This is a genomic window from Mesorhizobium sp. IMUNJ 23232 (genome assembly GCF_044326205.1).
In the GTDB taxonomy this organism is placed as follows: domain Bacteria; phylum Pseudomonadota; class Alphaproteobacteria; order Rhizobiales; family Rhizobiaceae; genus Kumtagia.
The window spans coordinates 1-25,332 of the sequence record NZ_JBIRCY010000055.1; the positions used below are offsets into that span (position 1 = coordinate 1).

At 63.5% G+C, this 25,332-nt stretch carries 23 protein-coding genes and 1 pseudogene; 12 read left to right on the plus strand and 12 right to left on the minus strand.

Going from position 1 to position 25,332, the window contains the following annotated elements; all coding sequences use genetic code 11:
- Positions 1 to 77: 77 nt before the first annotated feature.
- Both gatB and ACH196_RS29250 read left to right on the plus strand, forming a co-directional pair.
- Positions 78 to 497: pseudogene (gene gatB / locus ACH196_RS29245) on the plus strand (Asp-tRNA(Asn)/Glu-tRNA(Gln) amidotransferase GatCAB subunit B); the annotation flags it as partial.
- 1 nt (position 498) lies between these two features.
- The gene (locus ACH196_RS29250) at positions 499 to 990 is read left to right on the plus strand and encodes a GNAT family N-acetyltransferase (RefSeq protein ID WP_396650370.1); all 492 of its coding nucleotides are present in this window, start codon (positions 499 to 501) and stop codon (positions 988 to 990) included.
- A gap of 67 nt (positions 991 to 1,057) precedes the next feature.
- Here ACH196_RS29250 and ACH196_RS29255 read toward each other — a convergent pair whose 3' ends face one another.
- Positions 1,058 to 1,393 (minus strand): hypothetical protein, encoded by a 336-nt coding sequence (locus ACH196_RS29255; protein ID WP_396650371.1) that lies wholly within the window; start codon positions 1,391 to 1,393, stop codon positions 1,058 to 1,060.
- A 218-nt stretch (positions 1,394 to 1,611) separates the two neighbouring features.
- On the opposite strand from ACH196_RS29255, the gene ACH196_RS29260 reads away from it, so the two are divergent.
- Complete coding sequence (locus tag ACH196_RS29260; protein WP_396650372.1) at positions 1,612 to 2,010, plus strand: NADH:ubiquinone oxidoreductase subunit NDUFA12; 399 nt, start codon at positions 1,612 to 1,614, stop codon at positions 2,008 to 2,010.
- Positions 2,011 to 2,121: 111 nt separating this feature from the next.
- Positions 2,122 to 2,580, plus strand: a complete 459-nt coding sequence (locus ACH196_RS29265) for a DUF2155 domain-containing protein (protein ID WP_396650373.1) — start codon at positions 2,122 to 2,124, stop codon at positions 2,578 to 2,580.
- 7 nt (positions 2,581 to 2,587) lie between these two features.
- Here ACH196_RS29265 and aat read toward each other — a convergent pair whose 3' ends face one another.
- The 6 genes from aat to ACH196_RS29295 form a co-directional block, all read right to left on the minus strand.
- Complete coding sequence (gene aat, locus ACH196_RS29270) at positions 2,588 to 3,205, minus strand: leucyl/phenylalanyl-tRNA--protein transferase (RefSeq protein ID WP_396650374.1); 618 nt, start codon at positions 3,203 to 3,205, stop codon at positions 2,588 to 2,590.
- Between the two features lie 19 nt (positions 3,206 to 3,224).
- On the minus strand, positions 3,225 to 4,568 hold the full coding sequence (gene accC, locus ACH196_RS29275; RefSeq protein ID WP_396650375.1) for an acetyl-CoA carboxylase biotin carboxylase subunit: 1,344 nt from the start codon (positions 4,566 to 4,568) through the stop codon (positions 3,225 to 3,227).
- A 12-nt stretch (positions 4,569 to 4,580) separates the two neighbouring features.
- Positions 4,581 to 5,039 (minus strand): acetyl-CoA carboxylase biotin carboxyl carrier protein, encoded by a 459-nt coding sequence (gene accB, locus ACH196_RS29280; protein ID WP_396650376.1) that lies wholly within the window; start codon positions 5,037 to 5,039, stop codon positions 4,581 to 4,583.
- A 31-nt stretch (positions 5,040 to 5,070) separates the two neighbouring features.
- Positions 5,071 to 5,505, minus strand: coding sequence for a type II 3-dehydroquinate dehydratase (aroQ, locus tag ACH196_RS29285; RefSeq protein WP_396650377.1), 435 nt, complete (start codon positions 5,503 to 5,505; stop codon positions 5,071 to 5,073).
- Positions 5,506 to 5,693: 188 nt separating this feature from the next.
- Complete coding sequence (locus tag ACH196_RS29290; protein ID WP_396650378.1) at positions 5,694 to 6,503, minus strand: DsbA family protein; 810 nt, start codon at positions 6,501 to 6,503, stop codon at positions 5,694 to 5,696.
- A gap of 42 nt (positions 6,504 to 6,545) precedes the next feature.
- Positions 6,546 to 7,871 (minus strand): M48 family metalloprotease, encoded by a 1,326-nt coding sequence (locus tag ACH196_RS29295; RefSeq protein WP_396650416.1) that lies wholly within the window; start codon positions 7,869 to 7,871, stop codon positions 6,546 to 6,548.
- Between the two features lie 213 nt (positions 7,872 to 8,084).
- Between ACH196_RS29295 and ACH196_RS29300 the strand changes: the two genes are divergently transcribed.
- A complete protein-coding gene (locus ACH196_RS29300) occupies positions 8,085 to 9,230 on the plus strand; it encodes a pyridoxal phosphate-dependent aminotransferase (protein WP_396650379.1) in 1,146 nt (381 codons plus the stop codon).
- On the plus strand, positions 9,230 to 10,180 hold the full coding sequence (locus ACH196_RS29305) for a glutaminase (protein ID WP_396650380.1): 951 nt from the start codon (positions 9,230 to 9,232) through the stop codon (positions 10,178 to 10,180). The genes ACH196_RS29300 and ACH196_RS29305 overlap by 1 nt, the downstream gene beginning before the upstream one ends.
- A 123-nt stretch (positions 10,181 to 10,303) precedes the next feature.
- Here ACH196_RS29305 and ACH196_RS29310 read toward each other — a convergent pair whose 3' ends face one another.
- Positions 10,304 to 13,306, minus strand: coding sequence for an Rne/Rng family ribonuclease (locus tag ACH196_RS29310; RefSeq protein WP_396650381.1), 3,003 nt, complete (start codon positions 13,304 to 13,306; stop codon positions 10,304 to 10,306).
- 669 nt (positions 13,307 to 13,975) lie between these two features.
- Here ACH196_RS29310 and ACH196_RS29315 point away from each other — a divergent pair.
- The 6 genes from ACH196_RS29315 (at position 13,976) to ACH196_RS29340 (ending at position 21,299) form a co-directional block, all read left to right on the plus strand.
- The gene (locus ACH196_RS29315) at positions 13,976 to 15,187 is read left to right on the plus strand and encodes an N-acetylmuramoyl-L-alanine amidase (protein WP_396650382.1); all 1,212 of its coding nucleotides are present in this window, start codon (positions 13,976 to 13,978) and stop codon (positions 15,185 to 15,187) included.
- 209 nt (positions 15,188 to 15,396) lie between these two features.
- On the plus strand, positions 15,397 to 17,838 hold the full coding sequence (locus tag ACH196_RS29320; protein ID WP_396650383.1) for a penicillin-binding protein 1A: 2,442 nt from the start codon (positions 15,397 to 15,399) through the stop codon (positions 17,836 to 17,838).
- A gap of 123 nt (positions 17,839 to 17,961) precedes the next feature.
- Positions 17,962 to 19,093, plus strand: a protein-coding gene (prfB, locus tag ACH196_RS29325; RefSeq protein ID WP_396650384.1) for a peptide chain release factor 2 whose coding sequence is annotated in 2 segments (ribosomal slippage) — positions 17,962 to 18,027 and positions 18,029 to 19,093 — 1,131 coding nt in all. Because the reading frame shifts where the segments join, the coding sequence is not laid out codon by codon here.
- Positions 19,094 to 19,685: 592 nt separating this feature from the next.
- A complete protein-coding gene (locus ACH196_RS29330; RefSeq protein WP_396650385.1) occupies positions 19,686 to 20,075 on the plus strand; it encodes a hypothetical protein in 390 nt (129 codons plus the stop codon).
- Between the two features lie 91 nt (positions 20,076 to 20,166).
- A complete protein-coding gene (locus tag ACH196_RS29335) occupies positions 20,167 to 20,535 on the plus strand; it encodes a GFA family protein (RefSeq protein ID WP_396650386.1) in 369 nt (122 codons plus the stop codon).
- 104 nt (positions 20,536 to 20,639) lie between these two features.
- Positions 20,640 to 21,299: an OmpA family protein gene (locus tag ACH196_RS29340; RefSeq protein WP_396650387.1), complete on the plus strand. Its 660-nt coding sequence runs from the start codon at positions 20,640 to 20,642 to the stop codon at positions 21,297 to 21,299.
- A 51-nt stretch (positions 21,300 to 21,350) separates the two neighbouring features.
- Here ACH196_RS29340 and ACH196_RS29345 read toward each other — a convergent pair whose 3' ends face one another.
- From ACH196_RS29345 to ACH196_RS29360, 4 genes are all read right to left on the minus strand, one after another.
- Complete coding sequence (locus ACH196_RS29345) at positions 21,351 to 21,950, minus strand: hypothetical protein (RefSeq protein WP_396650388.1); 600 nt, start codon at positions 21,948 to 21,950, stop codon at positions 21,351 to 21,353.
- Between the two features lie 107 nt (positions 21,951 to 22,057).
- The gene (locus ACH196_RS29350; RefSeq protein WP_396650389.1) at positions 22,058 to 23,578 is read right to left on the minus strand and encodes a DEAD/DEAH box helicase; all 1,521 of its coding nucleotides are present in this window, start codon (positions 23,576 to 23,578) and stop codon (positions 22,058 to 22,060) included.
- A gap of 180 nt (positions 23,579 to 23,758) precedes the next feature.
- Positions 23,759 to 24,538 carry an NAD kinase gene (locus ACH196_RS29355; RefSeq protein ID WP_396650390.1) on the minus strand — a complete coding sequence of 260 codons (780 nt, stop codon included), beginning with the start codon at positions 24,536 to 24,538 and terminating at the stop codon, positions 23,759 to 23,761.
- 209 nt (positions 24,539 to 24,747) lie between these two features.
- The gene (locus tag ACH196_RS29360) at positions 24,748 to 25,299 is read right to left on the minus strand and encodes a histidine phosphatase family protein (protein ID WP_396650391.1); all 552 of its coding nucleotides are present in this window, start codon (positions 25,297 to 25,299) and stop codon (positions 24,748 to 24,750) included.
- Positions 25,300 to 25,332: the final 33 nt, after the last annotated feature.

A 25,332-nucleotide genomic window follows, 5' to 3' on the forward strand; every position in this document is an offset into this window, starting at 1 on the left:
GGTAGAGGCTCTCTTTTTTCCTGGGCCCCCTCCCCCCCCCCCCCCCCTCCCCCGCCCCCCCCCCCCCCCCCCCCCCCGGCAAGCTGGCCGCCAACTGGGTGATCAACGACTTGCTGGGCGCTTTGAACAAGGCGGGCAAAACCCTTGAAGAGTCTCCCGTTTCTCCCGCTCAGCTCGGCGCTGTCATCGACCTGATCAAGGAAGGCACGATCTCCGGCAAGATCGCGAAAGACCTTTTCGAGATCATCTGGAGCGAGGGCGGCGACCCCAAGGCGCTGGTCGAGAACCGCGGCATGAAACAGGTGACCGACACCGGCGCCATCGAGAAGGCGGTGGACGACGTAATCGCCGCCAATCCGGACAAGGCCGAGCAGGCCAGGGCGAAACCGACGCTTGCCGGTTGGTTCGTCGGCCAGGTGATGAAGGCGACAGGCGGCAAGGCCAACCCGCAGGCGGTCAACGACCTGGTCAAGGCCAAGCTCGGCATCGAGGGATAGGATGTTTTTGCGCACCGCCAGCGAGCGCGACCTTCGGGCGGTGCGCGAATTGCTGGTCGAGACTTGGCACGCCACCTACGATTCGATCTATGGCGCGGACAAGGTGACGGAGATCACCGACGACTGGCATTCGATCGCCTCGCTGAAGGCGCGGTTGGTGCGGCCGAATGCCGAGTTCATCGTCGCCGACGACGGCAAAAGCCTCGGCGGCATGGCCTATGCCGCCGCGACAAGCGATCCGAAGATCGTGATCCTGCATCAGCTCTATGTGCGGCCGGCGTTTCAGCGCGGCGGCCTTGGAAAGCTGCTACTCGACGAAATCGAGGACAGTTTTCCGGATGCCCGGACGATCCGGCTCGAAGTGGAAGCGCAGAACCTCGCGGCGGTCGCGTTTTACCGCAAGAACGGGTTTTTGCCGCAGGGCGATGTCGTCAATTGCGGCGGCTCGGCCTTTGCCATCCCGGCGCTGGTCTATGAAAAGCGGCTGGATTAACCGGCGATCAAAGCGCCAAACTGGAGGCTCGTCGGTCCGCCAATGTCGCGGACCGACACCAACTCGTTCATTCCTTGCACTTGTCGTCTTCAGCCGTCGCCGCTGCGGTCTTTTCGCCGTGCTGCTGCGCTTCGACGTCCTGCTGCGACGTTGCAAGGTCCTTGTTGCCGCCACCCTCCTGTTTGGCCAGCGGCATCGAACTGCCGTCCTTGGCGGTGGGATTGCCAGCCTTGGCCTGGGCGTCAGGCGTTTCCAGCGGCGCATGGGTGCCGTCCTTGGAAATTGCTCCAGTCTTGTTTATGTCGGTGCCGGCGGATGCCGAGGTATCCGGACATGCAGCCATTGCCGTGCCGGCGGCGAAAGACAGCGAGGCTGCCAGTAAGAGTGAAGAAAACAGTCTCATGTCGTGATCCTCCTTGAAGGGTGCCTGAGGGCAAAACCGGCTTCAGCCGGCTTTGTTCCGTGCAAAAGGACGCTGCGGTGGCGCGGGCCCCTTCATGAAGGAGCGCGCCAGAGAAGTTGGGTGAGACATCGGCCCGCACTTGCAACAGACGCCGGGCAAGGCCATAACGGGCCAAATTCCGCGGCGCGCTTTTGAGGCCGGTCGGACCGAGGGATGCGATGAAAGACTTCCTTGTCCAGTTCTTCACCTGGTGGAACGGCCAGACGCTCGGCACGCGTTTCCACACCTGGCGTAACGGCAGCAAGGTCGGGCAGGACGAGTTCGGCAACACCTACTACGAGGGCGGCACCGATTCGGAGGGCCGCACCCGCCGCTGGGTGATCTATAACGGGCTCGCCGAGGCGTCAGCCATTCCGCCGGGCTGGCACGGCTGGATGCACCATCGCGTCGATGTTGCGCCGTCGCAGGAAAGCTACAAGCCGCGCGAATGGCAGAAGCCGCACCAGCCGAACCTGACCGGCAGCCCCGCCGCGTATCGGCCGCCGGGTTCGCTGGCGCATGGCTCGCACCGGCCGCAGGTCACCGGCGACTATGATGCCTGGACGCCGGGCGGTTGAGTTTGCCGCTGCGGTCCGTTATCGCCACAATCCGGAATTAACCGCATGTTGACCATGACCGGCTGATAAGGCCGATTGGTCGTCTGGCAACCTCTTTCCGGATTCGTCCGCATGATCTTTTCCCCGAAACGGAGCGGCGCAGGGCTGGCGGCATTGCTAGGCGCCGGCGTGACCCTTTTTGCGATAGTCCAACCCGCCCTGGCGGAACGCATCGCTAACCCGGTTGCCGAATTTACCGGCGTCGACAAGATCACAGGACGCATCATCACCTTCGACGTCTACATCAACGAGACCGTGCAGTTCGGCGCGCTGCAGGTGACGCCGCGCGTCTGCTATTCGCGGGCCAAGGAGGAGGAGCCGAAGACCGACTCCTTCGTCGAGGTCGACGAGATCACGCTTGACCGTAAGATCCGGCGCATCTTCACCGGCTGGATGTTTGCCGAAAGCCCCGGCCTCAACGCCGTCGAACACGCTGTCTATGATGTGTGGCTGAAGAGCTGCAAGCAGAGTTCCGACGTGCCGGCGCCCGAGGCCGGCAAGCCTGCTCCAGATGCCGGCAAGACCAACTGACGGCTTTCTACGGATAGAACTTCGCGGTCGATTCCAGCGCTTCGGCGAGCAGCATCTCGTATTTGCGGCGCGGCACGTCGACCGCGCCGAAGCGCTTCAGGTGCTCTGTGGTGAATTGGGTATCGAGCAGCGTGAACTTGCGCTCGCGAAGACGCTCGACCAGCCGCACCAAGCAGACCTTCGACGCATCCGTCTCGCGCGAAAACATGCTCTCGCCGAAGAAGGCGCGGCCGAGCGTCACCCCATAGAGTCCGCCGACCAAGTGGTCTTCGCGCCACGCCTCGACCGAATGGGCATGGCCGATGCGGTGGAGTTCGATATAGGCCGCGCGGATTGGCGCGTTGATCCACGTCGAATTGCGGTTCTCGCGCTCCTCGGCGCAGGCGTCGATGACCGCGGGAAAGTCGGTGTCGATGCGGATGTCGAAGAAGCCGTGCTTGACCGTCTTGCGCAGGCTTTTCGAGACATGGAACGCATTGAGCGGGATGATGCCGCGCGCCTCGGGGCGAACCCAGAAGACTTCCGGGTCGTCGGCGCTTTCGGCCATCGGAAAAACGCCGGTGGCGTAGGCTTTCAGCAGCAAGTCGGTCGGTATGCGGTGGCCTGGCGCGAAGGGGCGTGTCATCAGCCGCTCGCTCTCGGCGTCAATCGCTTTCCGCGAGGTATTTTTCGAGCCAATGGATGTCGTAGTCGCCATTGGCGATGTCGCGGTTGCCGACAAGCTCGCGGAACAGCGGCAGGGTCGTCTTGATCCCGTCGACCACAAACTCGTCGAGCGCCCGGCGCAGCCGCATCATGCATTCGACGCGGTTGCGTCCGTGCACGATCAACTTGCCGATCAGGCTGTCGTAGTATGGCGGGATGCGATAGCCGGAATAGACGCCGGAATCGACGCGGATGCCGAGGCCGCCGGGCGTGTGGAAATGCGTGATCGTGCCGGGCGAGGGGACGAAGGTGCGCGGGTCCTCGGCGTTGATGCGGCACTCGATGGCGTGGCCCTGGAATTTCACGTCCGCCTGCGTCACCGACAGGCCGCCGCCGGAAGCGACGCGGATCTGCTCGTGAACGAGGTCGAGGCCGGTAATCGCCTCGGTCACCGGATGCTCCACTTGAAGCCGCGTGTTCATCTCGATGAAATAGAACTCGCCGTCCTCGTAGAGGAACTCGATCGTTCCTGCGCCGGAATAACCGAGGTCAGCCACCGCCTTGGCGCAAATGTCGCCGATACGGGCGCGCTCCTCGGCGTTCAGTGCCGGCGAAAAAGCCTCTTCCCAGACCTTCTGGTGGCGGCGCTGCAGCGAGCAGTCGCGTTCGCCGAGATGGATGCCCTTGCCGGCGCCGTCGCCGAACACCTGCAACTCGATGTGGCGCGGTTTCTCAAGATACTTCTCGATGTAGACGGAATCATTGCCGAATGCCGCGCCAGCCTCGGTGCTGGCGGTCTGCAAGGCCTCGATCAGGTCTTCTTCCGTGCGCGCCACCTTCATGCCGCGTCCGCCGCCGCCGGCGGTTGCCTTGATGATCACGGGATAGCCGATGTCGGCGGCGATGCGCTTGGCTTCGGCCTCGTCGGTGACCGCCCCGTCCGAGCCGGGCACGCACGGGATGCCGAGGCGCTTAGCGGTACGCTTGGCCTCGATCTTATCGCCCATGATGCGGATATGTTCGGCCGAGGGACCGATGAAGGTTATGTGGTGGGCGGCGAGAATGTCGGCGAATTTTGCATTCTCCGACAGGAAGCCGTAGCCCGGATGCACGGCGTCGGCGCCGGTGATCTCGCAGGCGGCGACGATCTGGTGGATGTTCAGGTAGCTGTCGCGCGACGGCGGCGGGCCGATGCAGACGCTCTCGTCGGCAAGGCGCACATGCATGGCGTCGGCGTCTGCTGTCGAATGCACCACGACGGTCTTGATGCCGAGTTCCTTGGCCGCGCGGAGCACCCGGAGCGCGATCTCGCCGCGATTGGCGATGAGGATCTTCTGGAACATCGCTGCCCAGACCTATTCGATCACGACGAGCGGCATGCCGTATTCCACGGGCTGGGCATCCTCGATGAGGATCGCCGTGACGGTGCCGGCGCGTGGCGACGGAATCTGGTTCATCGTCTTCATGGCTTCGATGATGATCAGGGTCTGGCCTTCGCGCACCGTCTGGCCGAGTTCGACGAACGGCTTCGCGTCGGGCGAGGGCGAGAGATAGGCGGTGCCGACCATAGGCGAGGTCACCGCATTCTTCGAGAGGTCGGCTGGCGAGGGCGCTGCAACCGGCGCTGCCGCGACCACTACCGGCGCGGCGGCGGGGAGTGCCGGGGCGTAGGCCTGGATGGGTGCTGCGTGACGGGCGACGCGCACCTTCAGGTCGCCGAGTTCGACCTCGATTTCGGACAGATTGGTGTCGTTCAGGATCCCGGCGAGATCGCGGATGAGCTGCTGGTCAACATCCGTTTTCTTTGTCGACATATCGAAACCTTTTTCCTTTTGTCGCGCGGTTCTACAGCCGCGCAGCGATGGCTTGCAGCGCCAGCGCATAGCCGAGCGGGCCGAAGCCGCAGATCATCCCTATGGCGACCGGCGCGACCATCGACTTGTGGCGAAACGCTTCGCGGGCATGGATGTTCGAAAGATGCACTTCCACGACCGGCAGGGGCGTCGTGGCGCGGATCGCGTCGTGCAAGGCAATGGAGGTGTGCGTGTAGGCGCCGGCATTGAGCACGACGCCAACGGCCTTGTCGGCTGCCTCATGCAGCCAGTCGACGAGATTGCCTTCGTGATTGGACTGCCTGAAATCGACCGCGAACCCGAGCGGCTTTGCTGCCGCATGGCAATCCGCCTCGATGTCGGCCAGCGTCTTGCCGCCATAGATCCCCGGCTCGCGCTTGCCCAGCGCGTTGAGGTTGGGACCGTTCAGGACGAAGACCGTCTTCAATCAATACACCTTGAGTCGCGTGCGAAATGCTCTTGCCGCGCGGCGCCTTCTATAGACGGCATAGCCCGCGCCGGAAAGAGCGCAAACACGTTGTTTGCCTGTCCACAATCGGCAGGTTGGACGCAACGCCGTCAGAGGCATTTTTGAGATTGGGTCGGCCTCGGATCGTCTATCTTTTGCAAGGGCCGTCAGCACGCGGCGCTGGCGCACGCAGCCTTTGCGGCGGCGATCTTTTCCGTGAGCACATCCTTGCCCAGCGCGCCGAAGACGACCTCGTCGCCGACCACATAGGACGGCGTGCCGGTTATCCCGAGCTTGTTGGCTAGATCGTAGGTCCTGGCGAAAGTGTCGGAGATGGCGGGGTCCTTCATCTCCTCGCGCAGCTTGGCCTCATCGGCGCCGAGCGATACCGCGATCTTGATCGCGGCGGCCTCGGTGGCGCGGCTCTTGCTGCCAAGCAGTTCATTGTGGAACTCGCCGTATTTCTCCGGCATCAGCTTGAGGAATGCCTGTGACACGACATGGGCCTTCTGCGAGTCTGGGCCGAGGATCGGGAATTCCTTCAGCACGAAGCGCAGGTCCGGATCGGACTCCGTCAGCGCCAGCATGTCTTCCTGGGCGCGTTTGCAGAAGCCGCAATTGTAGTCGTAGAACTCGACGATCGTGACCTTGCCGTTGGGGTTGCCGACGACCCCGTCATGTGCGGAATTGAAGATGTCGCCCTTTGCGTCCTGGATGACCTGGAGGCTGGCGACCCGCTGCTCTTCCTTCTGCTTGGTGTCGAGTGCAGCCTGAACCTCGAGCATCACTTCCGGATTGGCGATCAGGTATTCGCGCACGATCCGCTCGACCTCGGGCCGATCCATCACCGCTTCCGACATCATCGCCTGCGGCGGGGCGTCTGCCACCACACCTTGCTTGCCGGCAATGAAGCCGGCCGCGAGCATCGCGAGCGCCACCGCGACGCCGGTCGTGCCCAACAGGATTGCCTTGTTCATCGATCCATCTCCCGCCGGCGGCGCCACTCTTGCGGCGGCCGGCTAACTCTTCTTTTTCGGAATCTTGTAGTTGATGATGTCCTGCGCGCGCACCCAGCCGGGCTCCCCGCGCTTCATCTTGGCCTGCGCGCGCATCGCGAAGATTTTTGCGTCCTGATACGCGCCTGAATAATAGTAGCCTTCCGCCGTGGCCAGTTCAGCCTGCGGAATTTCACCGAGTTGGCCATAGGCCTGTGCCAGATAGCGGTAGCCGGCGGAATTCTCGCGGTCGCGCTCCAGCGCGTCGCTGATTTCGGTCACCGCCTTTTTCAGCGAGGCCGGGTCGCCCGAGGCAATCAGCGCCTGGCCGAGCGAGATGCGGAGGATGCCCGACTTCACGGGGTCGAGCCGCACCGCGTTGCGATAGGCTTCCGCGGCCTCCTTGGGCTTGTTGGCCTTCATCAGGATGTCGCCGCGAAGCTCCTGGAAATACGGGTTTTTCGGCTGGAGTTTTATGAGGGCATCGACCTTCTTCTGCGCCGATTTGAGGTTGCCGTAGAGATAGGTCGCTATGGTGTCGCCATATTGCGAGGCGATGCCCTTCGGGTCCTTGCGGAACAGCCGCGCGGCGGCCGACTGGCCCTGCGTGAACACCGCGATCTTCGCCCGCATCATGTCGTGGCGCTGCTGCAGCGTCGGCGAATCCGTCACGTCGTAATATTTGCTGCTTTTGGCCAGCGTCTCGAGGTTGGCGATGCGATCGCGCGGCATCGGGTGGCTGACCTGATACGGGTCGACCCGCGTGCCGGAGAGCGAAAGCGCGTTCTGGAAACGGCCGAATGTCTTCAGCATGCCCTTTGCCGACTGGCCGGTGGCTTCCAGATAGGTCACGGCAGAACGGTCGGCGGTGGTCTCCTCGCTGCGCTGGTAGCCGAGCAGGCCGCGCCGCGCGAATTCCCCGCCGCCCATGGCGATGCCGCCACCGGCCTGCGCCAGTTCGCTGGAATTGGATGCCGCGCCTGCCGCGATGGCGCCGATGCCGAGCAGACCGGCGACGATGGCCATGGTCTGGGCTCGCGCCAACTGGTCGCGTAGTCGCTCCTGGTGCCCGCCAGCCAGATGGCCGGCCTCGTGGGCGATAACGCCGATGATCTCGTTCGGCGTCTCGGCCTGCATCAGCGCACCGGTGTTGATGAACATGCGGCGCCCGGCGACGAAGGCGTTGAAGCTGGTGTCGTTGATCAGGATGATGTCGATGCCGGACTTGGACAGGCCGGCCGCCTTGAAGATCGGCCGCGCGTAGTCGCGGACCAGCGCCTCGATCTCGGCATCGCGCACTACGGGCAGGTTGGCCTGCGCATAGGCCTGTGCGGACGCGACGATCATCATCGCACCGGCGATCAAAACGCCCGCTATCGCACGCGCCGTTCTGGAGAAGACCGTCTCTATCGGGGTAATCCTCATGACCGGAATCACTGGTAGCCGAGCAATGGAGCGATGGAAAGGCGACGCTCCGGTTTTCCTGAACTTGTGATCCCCACATCAATCGGGCATTTGTGCGGCGCGGCGCGGCGCTGGCCGCGGGCAAGGAGCAAGGACGGAATGGTATCGCTTTCCCGGCGCGGCGAGGTGGAGCCGTTCCACGCCATGGACATTCTTGCGGAGGCAAACCGCCTGAAGGCGAGGGGCGTTTCCGTCATCTCGATGGCGGTGGGCCAGCCTTCCGACCCGGCCCCAGCCGTCGTACGGGAAGCCGCGGCGCTGGCATTGCGCAACGGTCGCATCGGCTACACCGACGCACTCGGCACGGCGGCGTTGCGCGAGGCCATAGCGGGACATTATCGCGACCACTACGGTGTCGATGTGCCGCCTGAGCGAATCGCCGTAACCACTGGTTCTTCCGCTGCTTTCAACCTCGCCTTCCTGGCCATGTTCGATGCCGGTGACGCAGTTGCCATCGCCTCGCCGGGTTATCCCGCCTATCGCAACATCATGGCTGCGCTCGGTCTCGATGTGGTCGAGGTAGAGATGGAGGAGGCTCCGTATCTGACAGCCCGCCAGCTTGCGGCGGCGCAGGCGCGAAAACCGCTGCGGGGATTGCTGTTCGCCAGCCCTGCGAACCCGACGGGCGCGGTCGTGCCACTCGCCGAGATGGTGGCGCTTCTGGCCGAAGCGAAGCGCCTCGGCATCTCGGTCATCTCCGACGAGATCTATCACCGGTTGAACTATTCCGGACCGGACGTCACCGCCCTGTCGCTCGATGACGACGTCACCATCATCAACTCATTCTCGAAATATTACTGCATGACCGGCTGGCGCATCGGCTGGATGGTGTTGCCGGAGAAATTGGTGCGGCCGGTCGAGCGCATCCAGCAGAGCTTGTACATCTCGTCGCCAGAGCTTTCGCAGATCGCCGCCTGCGAAGCGTTCGGGGCGAGCGCCGAACTCGATCGCGTCAAGGAACGCTACGCCAGAAACCGCGACCTGCTGATGCGACGCCTTCCCGAACTCGGTTTTGCGCTCGCGGCGCCCATGGACGGCGCCTTCTACGCCTTCTGCGATGTCTCGCGTCTGACAAACGACAGCATGGCGTTCGCGCGAAAAATGCTGGCGGAGGCGCATGTCGCGGCGACGCCCGGCCGCGACTTCGATACGACGCAGGGAAACCGCTTCATGCGCTTCTCCTATGCCGGAAGCTATGCAGACATGGCTGAAGCCCTGGACCGCATCGAGCGGTGGCTGCGCTGATGGAAGCAACCTTACTGCAGCATCCAGCCCTGGAATCCGTACTCAGCGACCTCGCCGCCGAAATGGCGGTGCGCACCGACCGCGGTGCGGTCGCGACCTACATCCCGCAACTGGGCAAGGTCGATCCGGCAAAATTCGGGATAGCAGTGGCGCTTGAGGACGGGCGCGTGATCAGCGCCGGCGACGCGGACGAACCGTTCTCGATCCAGAGCGTCTCGAAAGTGTTCACTCTGACGCTGGCGCTCGGCAAAGTGGGCGACGCGCTGTGGAAGCGTGTCGGCCGCGAGCCCTCGGGCAACCCCTTCAACTCCATCGTCCAGCTCGAACAGGAGCGCGGTATTCCGCGCAACCCGTTCATCAATGCTGGCGCGATCGTCGTCTCCGACGTGCTGCTGGCCGGCCATGAACCGCGTGAGGCGATCGGGGAGATCTTGCGGTTCATCCAGTTCCTGGCCGACGATGACACGATCTATATCGACCGCGATGTGGCCGCCTCCGAGCGCGCCACCGGCTTCCGCAATTTCGCGCTCGCCAACTACATGCGCTCGTTCGGCAATCTTGACCATGCCGCGGAACTGGCGCTCGGCGTCTATTTCCACCACTGCGCCATCGCAATGAGTTGCAGGCAACTGGCGCTTGTCGGCCGGTTCCTTGCCTTTGACGGGCGCAATCCGGTGGCGGGACACTCGGTCGTCTCGCCCGGCCGGGCGCGGCGCATCAATGCGCTGATGCTGACCTGCGGCCACTATGACGGGTCGGGCGACTTCGCCTTCCGCGTCGGCATACCGGGCAAGAGCGGAGTCGGTGGCGGCATTCTCGGCATCGTGCCCGGTGTCGGCTCGCTGTCGGTCTGGTCGCCGGGGCTCAACGCCAACGGCAATTCCCATCTGGGATCGATCGCGCTGGAAAAGCTCGCCCGCACCATGGGCTGGTCGATCTTTTCGCCCTGAAAGCGAAATCCCGGCGAGGCCGATCTGGCCACGCCGGGATTTGCAAGGACTGAATCTAGCCAGTCTCGCGCTGAGGCGAGGGTGGGACGCTGACAATGCATCCCGCCTCGCGACGAGATCCGCTCAGAAGAAACCCTTCCGCTGCCACCAGCCGGATTTCTTCGGCCGGTCGGGAACTGGCTCTGCCGCGACCGGAGCCGGTTTTGGCGCTGGTGCAGGTGTCGGTTCGGCAGCGATGGGCTCTTCCGCCACGGGCTTGACGGTGATCTCGGCTTCAGCAGGAGCCGGTTCCACCACGGCCTCTGCTTCCGCCGGAGACGCGACTGACTCGGCTTCGACGGCCTCCGGTGCGGCTGCCTTTTTGCGCGAGGCGCGCTTCGCCGGCTTCTTGACTTCTTCGGCGGAAGCCTCGCTTGCGGCAGCGTCATCAGCCGTCGCATCGGCTTTCTTGCGGCTGCGCCGCGCCTTCTTGGGCGCTTCGACCGGCTCAGCGGTTTCCTCGACGGCGATTTCGGCGACCGCTTCCTCCACGGCTACAGCCGCGGCCTCTACAGGCTCGGCGACCGTGGCGTCATCCGCGGACGGCTCAGCGGCAACCTCGCTCACCTGCTCGTCCTGATCGCCGCGATTGCGACGCCCGCCGCGCTTGCCGCGCCGGCGCTTCTTGCGGTCGGCATCGTCGCCAGCATCGGGTGCTTCAGCCACGACAGTCGTGTCGGCAGCATCGCCCGCCGCCTCTTCGCTGTCTTCGGCCTCGGTCTCGGAACCTTGGTCGGCCGCCTCGACAACTGTTCCTGGCATCTGCTGCTGGCCGGGATGATCGCGGTCGCGATCACGGCCGCCACGGCGTCGCCGGCGCTTGCGCTTGCCGCGGCGTTCGCCGTCACCCTCGGCTTGCCGCTGCGGCTGTTCCCGGCGCTCGGGCTGCTCGGCGACGGTCTCTTCCTGCCCGTCGTCCTCCTCGATGACCGGCTCTTCCTCGTCCTCCGGTTCGATGATGGGAGCAGTGGGAGCGGCTACCGGCGTAAGCGGCTTCTCGGCGATGGCGCCGCGGAAGATCGCATAGTTCTGCGACGCGACGGTCTCGTCGGCCTCGATCGTAATCGTCAGGCCGAAACGGGCCTCCATCTCGGTCAGCGTGCTGCGCTTGTGGTTCAGCACATACATGGCGGTCGAGGCAGGGGTCTTGACGATGATGTGGCTGCGCGAATCCTTCAGCAGGAATTCCTCGATGGCACGAACCACCAGCAGCGCTACTGACGAATCCGAACGCACATGGCCGGTGCCGCCGCAATGCGGGCAGGGCTTCATGGTCGATTCCAGCACGCTGGCGCGGATGCGCTGGCGGCTCATCTCCATCAGGCCAAAATGCGAGATACGGCCGAGCTGGATGCGCGCCCGGTCGTTCTTCAGATGGTCCTTGAGGCGTTTTTCGACCGCGCGGTTGTTGCGGTTCTCCTCCATGTCGATGAAGTCGATGACGATCAGGCCGGCAAGGTCGCGCAGGCGAAGCTGGCGGGCGACTTCCTCTGCCGCTTCCAGATTGGTATGGAGCGCCGTCTCCTCGATCGAGTGCTCGCGCGTCGAGCGTCCGGAGTTGACGTCGATGGCGACCAGCGCCTCGGTCTGGTTGATGATCAGGTAGCCGCCGCTTTTCAGCGTCACCTGCGGTTGCAGCATGCGGTCAAGCTGCGCCTCGATGCCGGTGCGCACGAAGATCGGAACAGTGTCGCGATAGGGCTGGACGACCTTGGCATGGCTGGGCATCAGCATGCGCATGAAGTCTTTTGCCTCGCGGTAGCCGTCCTCGCCAGACACCGTGATTTCGTCGATGTCCTTGTTGTAGAGATCGCGCACCGAACGCTTGATCAGGCTGCCTTCCTCATAGACGAGGGCAGGGGCCGTCGACTGCAGCGTGAGCGTGCGCACGTTCTCCCATAGCCGCATCAGATATTCGTAGTCTCGCTTGATTTCGGCCTTGGTGCGGCTCTCGCCGGCGGTGCGCAGGATGACGCCCATGCCCTGCGGCACTTCGAGGTCCTGCACGACTTCCTTCAGTCGCTTGCGGTCCTGGGCGTTGGTGATCTTTCGCGAGATGCCACCGCCGCGCGCGGTATTGGGCATCAGCACCGAATAGCGGCCGGCCAGCGACAGATAGGTGGTGAGTGCGGCGCCCTTGTTGCCGCGCTCTTCCTTGACGACCTGGACGAGCAGGATCTGGCGGCGCTTGATGACTTCCTGAATCTTGTACTGGCGGCGCATCGGCTTGCGCCGGGTCTGCACTTCCTCGAACGCGTCGTCGGCGCCGACGGATTCGATCTCGTGCTCTTCGCTGGCAGAGTCGGGCAGTTCCTCGACCATGCCGCGATTTTCCAGCGGCGGAGCCTCCGGCTGGTCGTCCTGGCTTTTCGCGATCTCCTCGGAAACCACATCGCCTTCGATTGCGGCGGCCATGCTGCCGGATCCGCCACGGCCGAGTTCCTCGTTCTCGGGCTCGCTGTCGCCAGCTTGGCCATCACCGGGCTGCTCATCGCTGGCAGGCGTTTCATCGATGGCGTCGGATGCGGTTGCTTTACCGCCGTCCACGCTCTCGCCGGCTTCGACCGTCACGTCTTCCGCCGAAACCTCAAGGGTTTCCGGCGGGAGATCCTCGGCGCCTGCCGGGGCGTCGCCCTCAGCACCGGCCTCTTCATCGCCGCCGGCATTGTCCTCGGACGACGCCTCGCGCGAGCCTTCCTCGCCGTTGCGGCCGCCGCGATTGCGGCCGCGCCGCCGCCGGTTGCGGCCGCCGGCACGATCGCGCTCCTTGCCTTCGCTCTCCTCGTCCTCGTCTTCCGCCGCCTCGGCCTCGGCGCGCAACAGCGCCTGCCGGTCGGCTACCGGGATCTGGTAGTAGTCGGGATGGATTTCGCTGAAAGCGAGGAAACCATGACGGTTCCCGCCATATTCGACAAAGGCGGCCTGGAGGGACGGTTCGACCCGGGTAACCCGGGCGAGATAGATGTTTCCTTTTAGCTGCTTCTTGTCCTGTGATTCGAAATCAAATTCTTCGATACGGCTACCGTGTACGACGACAACCCGTGTTTCCTCCGGGTGGGAGGCGTCTATTAGCATCTTGTTGGGCATTATTTTTTTTCCTGCCGAGCGCACGCCCTCCGCCGCGCGACAGCGCTAGGCGCTGCCTCGGGACGGGCGGATACCGCACTTCGGTCATATTTTCGTCCGCCTGCCGCCGCCGCCGCGCAAAGACAAATCCGCCCGCTGCCTTGTCGGCGCGGTATGCTGCGGACCTTTCCGTAAGTGCGCTTATGGTCATTGCGTGCGTAGCGGATCCTCTTGAACCACGGCCCGGGAAGCCCGGACCAGCTATTTGCTCACATCGAGCCGACGCGAAGGGGAATCCGCGCCGTTTCCCTCACGTTCCGGGAACCGCTCAGAGCGCCTTCCGGGACGAAATCTATGACGGTACCGCTTGCGTGGAGGGAGCGTCCGGCCGCATTTACCTAAACTCCCGGCCTGACACGCCTTGCAAAAACGACGCCAGACTCCAAGCATTGCCGTGTACCAGCATCGCTTTTATGATTTGACCGTCTTTTAGGCAACCCCGTATTCCGGTTGCCGACAAAATGAGTGCCGAGTTGCGGCGTGCCGTCCGAAAAGGCTTGTTAACCTTATCTGGATACCAATCGTTAATCGACGGGTTTCGTGCCGAGGACACGGAGCGAGATCGATCCAGTTACGAAGACGGGTATTAGAATGCGTATAGAAGCCCAAGCCATTGGCAAAGCCTTGGGAATGTTCCCGCCGGTCGTGCGCGGTTGCGCCGTGTTGGCGGCGGTCTTGCTGACCGTGCTCTCTACTCTTTCCGTAGCTTCCGCTGCAAAGCTAGACGCCAGGGATTTCAAGATGGCGGGCGATGCGACGCACATGCGCGTCGTCATGCATTTCGACGTGGAGCCGGAGCTTCGATGGTTCCTGTTGCGCGGCCCGCACCGGCTGGTGATCGAACTGCCGGAAACCCGTTTCGTCTTCGAGCCGAAGGCACTAAAGGCGCGCGGACTGATCCGCAATGTCAGCTACGGCGCGATCGGCGGCGGCAAGTCTCGCGTCGTCTTCGCCACCAAGGGGCCGTTCGAGGTCGAGCAGGCCGAGGTCATCGCCGAGGAAGACGGATCGGGCTACCGCCTGGCCGTGGACATCGCCGCCGCCAGCGACCGCGAATTCGAGGCGGCCCTTGCCGATCAGGCGACGACCACCGGCGCTACGGTTGCTGCGTCGAAGGGCAGCCGGGTCGGCGAATCCGTAGACCGGCCGGCAAAACCCTTCACTATAGTCATCGATCCCGGGCATGGCGGCATCGACGGAGGCGCGCGGGGCGTCAGCGGCACGGTCGAGAAGGACATCACGCTGGCTTTCGCGATCGAGCTCAAGAACAAGCTGCAATCGGAGGGGCGCTTCAGTGTCAGCCTGACCCGCTCGACCGACGAATTCTTGCGGCTCGACGATCGCGTCCGCATAGCACGGCAGAAGGAGGCGGACCTGTTCATCTCGGTGCATGCCGACACGATCAACCTGAAAGGCATCCGCGGCGCCACCGTCTATACAGTCTCGGACAAGGCTTCCGACGCCGAGGCGCAAGCGCTCGCCGACCGCGAAAACCTGTCGGACCAGCTTGCCGGCATAGAGATACAGGACGAGAACCACGAGGTCGCCGACATCCTCGTCGACCTGATCCGCCGCGAGACACACGCCTTCTCGATCCGTTTCGCCCGCACGCTGGTCGGCGAACTGTCGAACTCGGTCGGCCTGATCAACAATCCGCACCGCTTCGCCGGCTTCAAGGTGCTGAAGGCGCCGGATGTGCCGTCGGTGCTGGTGGAACTCGGATACCTGTCCAACGAGAAGGACGAGGCACAGTTGCGCAGCGTCGAATGGCGTGGCAAGGCGGTGACGTCCATCGCCAATGCGATATCGGAATTCGCGGCGTCGAAGGCGGCAGGTGGATAATGTACCCGGCTGAAACCCGCCACCAGGCGTTGCAAGCGCGCCACGGGCGAGAGGGTTTCCGTCGATCCGAAAACCGAAGTGCCATTGCTGCCGTATTTTATCCACATGCGCGCGACATGGGTTTATATATCAAGGTCGGATTGTCCGGTTCAGGTTGCCGAGACGCCCCTGTTGCAACAAGAACTGCCGAGCCTTGAACTGGAGCGGAAATGATTCGTCTCATCGGCTATTTCTTTGGCATCGGCACCATGATGGCCCTGCTGGTGGCGGGCGCCGTCGCGGTATACGTCAGCAACCTTGCCAAGGACCTGCCCGACTACGAGGTGCTGGCCAACTACGAGCCGCCGGTCACCACCCGCGTCCACGCAGTGGACGGCTCGCTGATGGGTGAGTTCGCGCGCCAGCGCCGCCTTTATCTGCCCGTCCAGGCCATTCCCGACCGCGTCAAGGCCGCCTTCCTGTCGGCGGAAGACAAGAATTTCTACAAGCACCCCGGCGTCGATTTCGAGGGCGTCATCCGTGCCGCGCTGGTCTATGCGAAGGGCGGGCCGATGCAGGGTGGCTCGACCATCACCCAGCAGGTCGCCAAGAACTTCCTCCTGACCAATGAGCGGTCGCTGACGCGCAAGGTCAAGGAAGCCATCCTGTCCTTTCGTATCGAGCAGGCCTATTCGAAGGACCGCATCCTCGAACTCTACCTGAACGAGATTTTCTTTGGGCTCGGCTCCTACGGCATCGCCGGTGCCGCGCTGACCTACTACGACAAATCGGTCAACGAACTGACGGTCGCCGAGGCGGCCTATCTCGCGGCGCTGCCGAAAGGCCCGTCCAATTACCATCCGTTCCGCTACACCGACCGAGCCATCGAGCGCCGCAACTGGGTCATCGACCAGATGGTCGACAATGGCTACGTGTCGCGCGAAGAGGGCGACAAGGCCAAGGCCGAGCCGCTCGGCGTCAAGCCGCGCCGCAATGGGACCTATCTGTTCGCCGGCGAGTATTTTACCGAGGAAGTGCGCCGCGAGATCATCGCCCGCTACGGCGAGAACGCACTCTACGAGGGCGGCCTGTCGGTCCGCACCACGCTCGACCCGAAGATGCAACTCGTGGCGCGCCGGGCCATGCAGAACGGCCTGCTGAAATACGACACGCTGCGCGGCTATCGCGGCCCCTTCACCCATATCGACATGGTCGGCGACTGGGGCGTGGCGCTGGGCGAGGTGAAGAAGCTCGACGACGTGCCAGAATGGAAGCTCGCGGTCGTGCTCGACTCGTCCAAGGACAGCCTGACCATCGGCCTGCAGCCAGGCCGCATGGTTTCCGGCGCCCTGGTGGACGAGCGTGAGACGAGCACTATCGCCAAGGAAGACATGGCATTCGCCATGCGCCAGCATGTCGTTGACGGCAAGAAGGTGCGGGCCAATACGCCCGGTGACGTGCTGCAGCCGGGCGACGTGATCTTCGTCGAGAAGAAGACGGACGGCGACGGCTATGCGCTGCGCCAGGTACCGGCGGTTTCCGGCGGACTTCTCGCCATGGATCCGCATACCGGCCGCGTGCTCGCTATGGTCGGCGGCTTCTCCTATTCCGAATCCGAGTTCAACCGCGCCACGCAGGCCTACCGGCAGCCTGGTTCGTCGTTCAAGCCGATCGTCTATGCGGCGGCGCTCGACAACGGCTACACACCTGCTTCCGTCATCATGGACGGCCCGATCACTATCAGGATCGGTACTGAGGTCTGGACCCCGAAGAACTACGACGGCAAGACCGCCGGCCCGGCGACGCTGCGTTCCGGTATCGAGCGTTCGCGCAATCTTATGACGGTACGGCTCGCCAACGACATGGGCATGAAGCTGGTCGCCGAATATGCCGAGCGCTTCGGTGTCTACGACAAGATGCCGCCGCACATCGCCATGGCACTGGGTTCCGGCGAGACGACTGTGATGCGCATGGTGACCGCCTATTCGATGATGGCCAATGGCGGCCGCCAAATAAAGCCGTCGCTGATCGACCGCATCCAGGACCGCTACGGCAAGACCGTGTTCAAGCATGACGAGCGCGCCTGCGAGAACTGCGTGGCGGCCGACTGGGAGAACCAGCCGGAGCCGGAACTGGTCGACAATTCCGAGCAGATCCTCGATCCGATGACCGCCTACCAGATCACCTCGATGATGGAAGGCGTCGTGCAGCGCGGCACGGCGGTAACCATCTCCGAACTTGGCCGCCCGATCGCCGGCAAGACCGGCACCACCAATGACGAAAAGGACGCTTGGTTCATCGGCTTCACGCCGAACCTCGTGGTCGGCCTCTATATGGGCTACGACAAACCGCAGGGCCTCGGCAAGGGCGCTACGGGCGGCGGTCTCGCCGCCCCGATCTTCAAGGAATTCATGGCCGAGGTCCTGAAGGACACGCCGATCGTCGACTTCCAGGTTCCGGAAGGCATGAAACTGATCGCCATCAACCGCAAGACCGGCATGCAGGCGCGCGAAGGCGATGGTGGCGCCATCATGGAAGCCTTCAAGCCCGGCACCGGCCCGGCCGACAGCTACTGGGTGATCGGCCAGAACGATGGTGAGTCGATCTCGGCCGAAAGGCTGTCGCCGCAGGCCAGCAAGGCGATCAGCCAGGGCGGTGGCGGCCTCTACTGAGTCCGTCTCTCGGTCGAACGATCCGCGGGAAATTCCCGCTCGATTGCTTTACACGGACAGGGGGTATCCCTATGGTCCGCGCCGATCCATTTTCCGCGCAATCAGAAGGGTAAGAACACTGCCATGCGTGCAGAGACAGAAAAACTCGTCGACGAAATCCAGCAGGCCATAAGCCTGCTGAGGAGGCATCTTTGACTGGGATCCAGCGATAAAACGACTGGAATATTTGAACGTCCGCGCCGAGGACGGCGCCCTCTGGAACGATCCGCAGGAAGCGCAAAAACTGATGCGCGAGCGCCAGAGCCTGGACGACGGCATCACATCCATCAAGCGGTTGACGCAGGCGCTGAACGACAATGTCGGCCTGATCGAACTCGGCGAGGAAGAGGGCGACGAGGGCGTCGTCTCCGAGGCCGAGGCCGCGATCCGCTCGCTTGCCGGCGAAGTCAGGGCCAGGCAGATAGAGACCTTGCTCTCGGGCGAAGCCGACGCCAACGACACCTATCTGGAAGTCCACGCCGGTGCCGGTGGCACGGAGAGCCAGGACTGGGCGAACATGCTGTTGCGCATGTACACCCGCTGGGCCGAGCGCCGGAAATTCAAGGTCGAAGTGCTGGAAATGCATGACGGCGAAGAAGCCGGCATCAAGTCCGCGACCCTGCTGATCAAGGGCCACAACGCCTATGGCTGGCTCAAGACCGAGTCCGGCGTGCACCGGCTGGTGCGCATCTCGCCCTACGACAGCAACGCCCGCCGCCACACCTCGTTCTCGAGCGTCTGGGTCTATCCGGTGGTGGACGATTCCATCCAGATCGACGTCAACGAATCCGATGTGCGCATCGACACCTACCGCTCGTCAGGATCGGGCGGCCAGCACGTCAACACCACCGACTCGGCCGTTCGCATCACCCATCTGGCAACCGGCATCGCGGTCGCCTGCCAGGCCGAGCGGTCGCAGCACAAGAATCGCGCCAAGGCTTGGGAGATGCTGCGTTCGCGCCTCTACGAGGAGGAGCTGAAGAAGCGCGAGGCGGTCGCCAACGCCACAGAGGCGTCCAAGACCGACATCGGCTGGGGCCACCAGATCCGCTCCTACGTGCTCCAGCCCTATCAGTTGGTGAAGGACCTGCGCACCGGCGTCGAGAGCACGAGCCCGTCCGACGTGCTCGACGGCGACCTCGACGAGTTCATGGAGGCGTCGCTGTCGCACCGCATCGAGGGCGGGGCAGGGCAGCCGGTCGCGGATATCGAGTAGGTGCGCGCACCGCCACCTGCCGGCAGGGAGGCGGTGGTATAGCGCGGCCATATCTCGCCTCGACAGCCTATGGATGCCTCTCAAGGGAGGATTGCCGACGTTTGCGCCATAACGTTGCGCTTTCCCCGTTGAATGCCATGAAGATGCGGCATGCCGGCAGCGGCTCCGCACTTATCTCCGGTTGTCGGCCCGCACGGGGCGCCTTCACCTTCGGCGGCATCGGCGATTCCGGGTGAGTGTCGATCCGCTGCCCCAGGCCAAGGTTTTTGCGTAACAACGGTCCATGGCTTGGAAACAGTGAGGAGACGCACGCGCCATCCTGCTGCAACCGTCTTGGTAGATATTCGTTAACGGACACGGCGCAAACTTGCATCCCAGAGTGGCCGGTACGAATCAGGCTGCGTCATTGTGCATTGCAACATAGTCTTGCGCCGGCCAAGGAATCCGTCCAACCTGTGCAAGGGTTGGGGAGAAAAAGCATTCATGGCCGGACGCGGCATAAGTGAACGCTGACGGTCCGGCCGAAGGGAAGACACGTTCCGGGAACGGGCAAGCCTAGTGCTTGAGAGCCTCGTTTTGACAGGAATGAGCCATGCCCACCATCGCAGCCAGCCCCAAATCGGCCCGCGCCGGCCTCCCGCGCGCCTGGAATCCGCTTGTCATTGTTTGGGTTGTTTCCTGTTCCGGGGTCCTGCTGGATGGACTGCCGGCGGTGGCGCATGATGCCACGCCGACCGCGGCAAAGCCGAATGGCTGGAGCTATCCGTTCTCCTGCTGCTCCGGCTACGACTGCCGCGAAGTGCCGCAGACCTCGATCGGCGAGCGTCCCGAAGGCTACGTGATCGAGGGGACGGGAGAAGTGCTCTCCTATCAGGACACGCGGCTGAAAGATTCTCCCGACGGCGAATATCATTGGTGTTCGGTGGCGGGAGCCAACAATTCGCGGACGATCTGCCTTTTCGTCCCGCCGAAAGGCTTCTGAACTGTCAGGAGCTTTTCCGCGCGGGCTTTCGCTGCGGAAACGAGACTGTAGTCTGTGCCTCACGGCCAATTTCGGCCGCAAGGAGGCGCCGATGTCGATCACGGGAAGCTGTCACTGCAAGGCAACCGTCTTCGAAGTGACCGCGGCGCCGGCGACGGTGACGCGCTGCACCTGTTCCTTCTGCTCCAAGCGCGGCGCGCTATGGGGCTATTATAAACCTTCGCAATTCACGCTGAAGACGCCACGCGAAAACGTCGCGACCTACCAGTGGGGATCGAAGACGGTTAAACATCATTTCTGCGCGACCTGCGGCTGCGGGACTTTCACTGACACACCCGATTTCAGCACAGGAACGCCGGATTTTGATAATCCGATCGTAAGCGTGAACAGCCGTCTCCTCGACGATTTCGATCTCGATGCTGTGGAGGTGATCGTTATCGACGGCAAGAACCTTTGGTAATACCCGCTGCCCGGACCTATTCCGGATTTTGCCGCAATTCATGGTAAAAGCGTGAGAAGGGATTCGCGTTGCGGCCATGGTCGCGGCCTTAGAGGGATTACAGAATGCGCAATAAGATCGTCGCCGTGGTTGCCGCCGCAGCCTTGCTGGGAGCCTGCACCACCGACCCATACACCGGTGAGCAGAAAGTCTCCAACACGGCGGGCGGCGCAGCCCTCGGCGCGGGCCTCGGCGCATTGGCCGGCCTCGCCGTTGGCGGCAGCAAGGTGGCGCAGCGCAACGCGGTGCTGATCGGCGCGGGCATCGGCGCGCTGGCAGGCGGCGCCATCGGCGCGACGATGGACAAGAACGAGGCCGAATTGCGCGCCCAGTTGCAAGGCACCGGCGTCAGCGTGACCCGCGTCGGCGACCAGGTCATTTTGAACATGCCTTCGGACATCACCTTCAATGTCGACCAGGATGCGATCAAGCCGGCCTTCTATCCGGTGCTGAATTCGGTGGCGCTGGTGCTGAAGCGCTATAAGCAGACGATCGTGGACGTCTATGGCTTTACCGACTCCACCGGCAGCGACAGCCACAATTTCGACCTGTCGCAGCGCCGCGCGCTTGCCGTCGCCAACTATTTGAACGCTCAGGGCGTCGACCAGCGGCGTTTCGCGGTCACCGGCTTCGGCAAGACAAGGCCGATCGCTTCCAACGCCACCGCGGAGGGCAGGGCCCAGAACCGCCGCGTCGAGATCCAGCTTTCGCCGCTGACGGAGTAGACGGACCGCGCACCGAAAAAGCAGCCGGTCCGCCGCGGTTCCGACTGAACGTCAGCGCCGGCGCGGGCTGAAGCGGACGGTCGTTCCCTCCCACGGCAGAAACTGCGCGGTCGACTGCCAGCCGCCGCTCGGAATTTCGGTCTGATTGACGCTTGTATATTGCTGGGTGATCGTCGCGGCGAGAACCTCGACACCCAGCGCGTCGGCAATCGCCTGGCAAAGCACGCGGCCCGACTGCCCGCCGGACGTCCCTGCCGCGGCTGCATCGCAGACCCACAGTTCGGCCTGCGCCTGTCGTGCGAATTTCCCGCGCAGCGCCCTCAGTCCCGAAGCATTCGAGGCCGAGATGTCCTGCGCGCCGATGACGATGCCCGTTGTTACCTGAACAACACCTGCTCCCTCGGCAGCGTTGACGACACGGCCGTGACCAAAGATGATCAGCCGGTTGAGCTTCCCCATCGCCTCGGCGGCGTCGGCCATTGCACCGAAATAGGTGTCTGGGGAGGATGCTTCCCAAATGGGCAGGAGCCGAAAAGGCTCCGGATAGCTGTTGGCGCGAAGCTCGTCGGCGCTCGGCGTGTTGCGGATCGGGCCCTGCGGCGCTCGCGCGCGGGGAAACGCATCGTCATAAACAAGCAACGTGCCGGCCATGTCGGAGTCCTATCGACGGTCCAGGCGGTAGTATCACCCGGCACGGCGGGATCCATCAAGGAGCACCAAGGCGCAATGCAGCCGTGCCGCGATACTCGGTCAGCCGTTCAGAGCTTTCCGCCGACTAGCATGAAAGCCGGCATGTCGGCGCCAAAACCCAGCACCGAACGGTCGTCGTCCTCGGAATGAGGCCGGGGACGCCGCGTGTCGCGGGCCTGGCGCTCGGGGGCGGGAGCCTTGCGCGAGGCGTTTTCCTGACGAATCGAGTCCCGCCTTGTGCTGCGGTCATCATTCGCCACAGCAACCGCCGGTTGATCTTCCTCCTGCTGCCGTTCAGCGGGCTTCGGCGCTTCCGATCGGCGGCCGCCTCGCGCATCGCGCGGCTTGCGGTCCCTGTCACGGCCCCGTCCGCCGGTACGCTCGCGGCGCGGCGAGTCGTCGGTTTCCTCGCGCGCGACCACCGTCGACAGGTCGCCATCATGCCATTCGATCTTCTGGCCGATCAATTTCTCGATCGCGTCCAGATACTTGGCGTCGTTCCTTGTGGCGATGGTGAAGGACTTTCCGGACCGTCCTGCGCGGCCGGTACGGCCGATGCGGTGAACGTAGTCCTCCGAGTGAATAGGCACATCGAAATTGAAGACATGACTGACGTCTGGAATATCGAGCCCGCGCGCCGCGACGTCGGAAGCGACCAACAGCTTCAGCTTGCCGGAGCGGAAATTGTCCAGCATCTGCATACGCGCCCGCTGGTCCATGTCGCCATGCAGCGCGCCGGCATCGAAATCATACTTGACCAATGAGCGGAACAGTTCCGAAACTTCGATCTTGCGGTTGCAGAAGATGATTGCGTTCTTGAGGCTGTCGGCTTCGGCTTTGATAAGATTGCGCAAAACTTCGCGCTTGTCCCACGGCTTGTTGCCGGATTTCACCAGCCGCTGGGTGATGCTGGTCGCGGTGGAGGCCGCTCGCGCCACCTCGATCCGCACCGGCGAATGCAGGAATTTTTCGGTCAGTTTGGTGATCTCCGGCGGCATGGTCGCCGAGAAGAACAGCGTCTGCCGGGTGAACGGGATCATCTCGCAGATGCGCTCGATGTCGGGAATGAACCCCATATCGAGCATACGGTCGGCCTCATCGATGACGAGGATGTCGACGCCGTTGAGCAACAGCTTTCCGCGCTCGCGGTGGTCGAGCAGACGGCCAGGCGTGGCGATCAATACATCGGCGCCACGCTCCAACTTCTTGTCCTGCTCGTCGAACGAAACGCCGCCGATCAGCAGTGCGATGTTCAACTTGTGGTTCTTGCCGTATTTGACGAAATTCTCTTCCACCTGCGCTGCAAGTTCGCGCGTCGGCTCCAGGATCAGCGTACGCGGCATGCGCGCCCGGGCGCGGCCCTTTTCGAGGCGCGTGATCATCGGCAGCACGAAAGCTGCGGTCTTGCCGGTTCCTGTCTGGGCGATGCCGAGAACATCCTTGCCCTGCAGGGCGTGGGGAATGGCGCCGGCCTGGATCGGCGTCGGCACCGTGTAGCCGGCGTCGTTGACCGCGGAAAGGACCTTCGGCGAAAGACCGAGATCGACAAATGTAATCGCTTCTTGAGCGGTCGTGGTGTCTGAGGACAAGTGTTTCGGCTGCTTTAGCTGTTCAAAGGCGCGGTCTACACACCGCTGCATCGATCACGCGTTTGCGGATCAGTGGTTGCCGTTACGGGCTGAATCCGGTTTTGTCAATATTATCAGACGTTTTTTGACCGCTCACGGCAATTCAACATATGGTGTTGTGGTTTTTGCTTTGCAACACGGTCAATAACGAAACTGCTCGGCAAGGATACGCTCGTCCCAGGAATGGCCGGCGTCGAACAGCAAGGTGGCCGTCAGCGTCGATGACTCGCGCACCGTCACCGACAGGACCGACTTGATTTCGGTGTGATCGGCCACCGCGTTCACCGGGCGCTTCGGCTCTTCGAGCACGTCGAAGCGGACGGTCGAGCGGTTGGACAGCAGCGCGCCGCGCCAGCGGCGGGGCCGGAACGGGCAGACCGGCGTGAGCGCCAGCAAAGGCGCGTCGAGCGGTACGATCGGGCCTTGCGCCGAGAGATTGTAAGCTGTCGAGCCGGCCGGCGTCGCGACGATGACGCCGTCGCAGGTCAACTCGTCCATCCGGACCTTGTCGTCGATGGTGATGCGTATCTTCGCCGCCTGATAGGACTGCCTGAAAAGCGACACTTCGTTGATGGCAAGCGCGCGGGCCGTGCGGCCGTCAGCCGACACGGTCTCCATCTCCAGCGGCCGGATCGTCTCGGCGTCGGCTGCCTCGATGCGCTCCTGCAGGTCGTCGGTGCGGAACTCGTTCATCAGGAAGCCGACGGTGCCACGGTTCATGCCATAGACCCGTTTGCCGCTGCCCATGGTCTCGCGCAGCACCTGCAGCAGAAAACCATCGCCTCCCAGCGCGACGATGACGTCGGCATCGCCGACCGGTGCCTGCCCATAGGCTCGCGAAAGCTGCGCCGCGGCTTCCTCGGCGTCGGACGTTCCGGACGAGACGAAGGCAAAGGTTTTTCGTGGTCTTTGCTGATGCAACGCTCTCTCCCGGCGGACGCGCCCGCGACAGCGGGGTTAGCATGACGGGACGGGAGGGGAAAGCCGGACAGGCAACCGGGGGTGCGATGCAGGTCCACGCCATGGCTGCCTTGTCATCCGCCATCATCGGGCGGTTGGTGCAGACAGGAAGAGTCGATCTGCGCGGCGGAGGTTGAATTTCGGCAACATCTGCCGGCGCCCGCCTACGTTCAGTTAAACACGATGCGCCCCAGTACCCGCAAGCGCTCGCCGTCCGGCTGCACGATCACCGCCTCGCCCTCGCGGGGCGTCACCCCGGTCAGCGCTTGGACGACATCCGCATGCGTCACCATGACCAGATTGTCCGATCCGGCAAAGCCCGCGGCCATGTCCATGATAGCCTTCAACTGCGTAGCTTTTGCCGCCTCATCCGTCTTCACCGGGTCGAGCGGCTCGAACACTTCCGGTTCGGCCTCGAAGGCGATGCGCGCGGTGTCGAGGCAACGGCACCAACGACTGGACAACACCCGCTCGATCGGCGCAGCGCGCGTGGCAAACAGCGCACCAATTTTTCGTGCCTGCTGTTTTCCGCGTTCGGAAAGATTGCGCTGCGTGGCGCATTTTTCGATGTCGAAATTGGCGGGTTCTGCGCCGCCGCCGCTGATGACGTGGCGCAGCAGCACGACATGGCCGCCCTCGCGCAATAGCGCCCAGCCGGCCTCGGTGGCCATCGCCGGCCCTGCGCCGAGCATCAACACAAGCGCGAAAACGATTCGAAGCATCCATCCTCCCATCGCGGTTTTTGGATATAGGGA

Bases quoted from the DNA above. Each gene is read 5' to 3' on its own strand.
- ACH196_RS29360 (WP_396650391.1), bottom strand. From the start codon at position 25,299: ATGCTTCGAATCGTTTTCGCGCTTGTGTTGATGCTCGGCGCAGGGCCG.
- ACH196_RS29255 (WP_396650371.1), bottom strand. From the start codon at position 1,393: ATGAGACTGTTTTCTTCACTCTTACTGGCAGCCTCGCTGTCTTTCGCC.
- ACH196_RS29300 (WP_396650379.1), top strand. From the start codon at position 8,085: ATGGTATCGCTTTCCCGGCGCGGCGAGGTGGAGCCGTTCCACGCCATG.
- aat (WP_396650374.1), bottom strand. From the start codon at position 3,205: ATGACACGCCCCTTCGCGCCAGGCCACCGCATACCGACCGACTTGCTG.
- ACH196_RS29340 (WP_396650387.1), top strand. From the start codon at position 20,640: ATGCGCAATAAGATCGTCGCCGTGGTTGCCGCCGCAGCCTTGCTGGGA.
- ACH196_RS29265 (WP_396650373.1), top strand. From the start codon at position 2,122: ATGATCTTTTCCCCGAAACGGAGCGGCGCAGGGCTGGCGGCATTGCTA.
- ACH196_RS29310 (WP_396650381.1), bottom strand. From the start codon at position 13,306: ATGCCCAACAAGATGCTAATAGACGCCTCCCACCCGGAGGAAACACGG.
- accC (WP_396650375.1), bottom strand. From the start codon at position 4,568: ATGTTCCAGAAGATCCTCATCGCCAATCGCGGCGAGATCGCGCTCCGG.
- ACH196_RS29260 (WP_396650372.1), top strand. From the start codon at position 1,612: ATGAAAGACTTCCTTGTCCAGTTCTTCACCTGGTGGAACGGCCAGACG.
- ACH196_RS29345 (WP_396650388.1), bottom strand. From the start codon at position 21,950: ATGGCCGGCACGTTGCTTGTTTATGACGATGCGTTTCCCCGCGCGCGA.
- ACH196_RS29305 (WP_396650380.1), top strand. From the start codon at position 9,230: ATGGAAGCAACCTTACTGCAGCATCCAGCCCTGGAATCCGTACTCAGC.
- ACH196_RS29250 (WP_396650370.1), top strand. From the start codon at position 499: ATGTTTTTGCGCACCGCCAGCGAGCGCGACCTTCGGGCGGTGCGCGAA.
- ACH196_RS29290 (WP_396650378.1), bottom strand. From the start codon at position 6,503: ATGAACAAGGCAATCCTGTTGGGCACGACCGGCGTCGCGGTGGCGCTC.
- ACH196_RS29295 (WP_396650416.1), bottom strand. From the start codon at position 7,871: ATGATGATCGTCGCGTCCGCACAGGCCTATGCGCAGGCCAACCTGCCC.
- ACH196_RS29315 (WP_396650382.1), top strand. From the start codon at position 13,976: ATGTTCCCGCCGGTCGTGCGCGGTTGCGCCGTGTTGGCGGCGGTCTTG.
- ACH196_RS29330 (WP_396650385.1), top strand. From the start codon at position 19,686: ATGCCCACCATCGCAGCCAGCCCCAAATCGGCCCGCGCCGGCCTCCCG.
- ACH196_RS29320 (WP_396650383.1), top strand. From the start codon at position 15,397: ATGATTCGTCTCATCGGCTATTTCTTTGGCATCGGCACCATGATGGCC.
- accB (WP_396650376.1), bottom strand. From the start codon at position 5,039: ATGTCGACAAAGAAAACGGATGTTGACCAGCAGCTCATCCGCGATCTC.
- ACH196_RS29335 (WP_396650386.1), top strand. From the start codon at position 20,167: ATGTCGATCACGGGAAGCTGTCACTGCAAGGCAACCGTCTTCGAAGTG.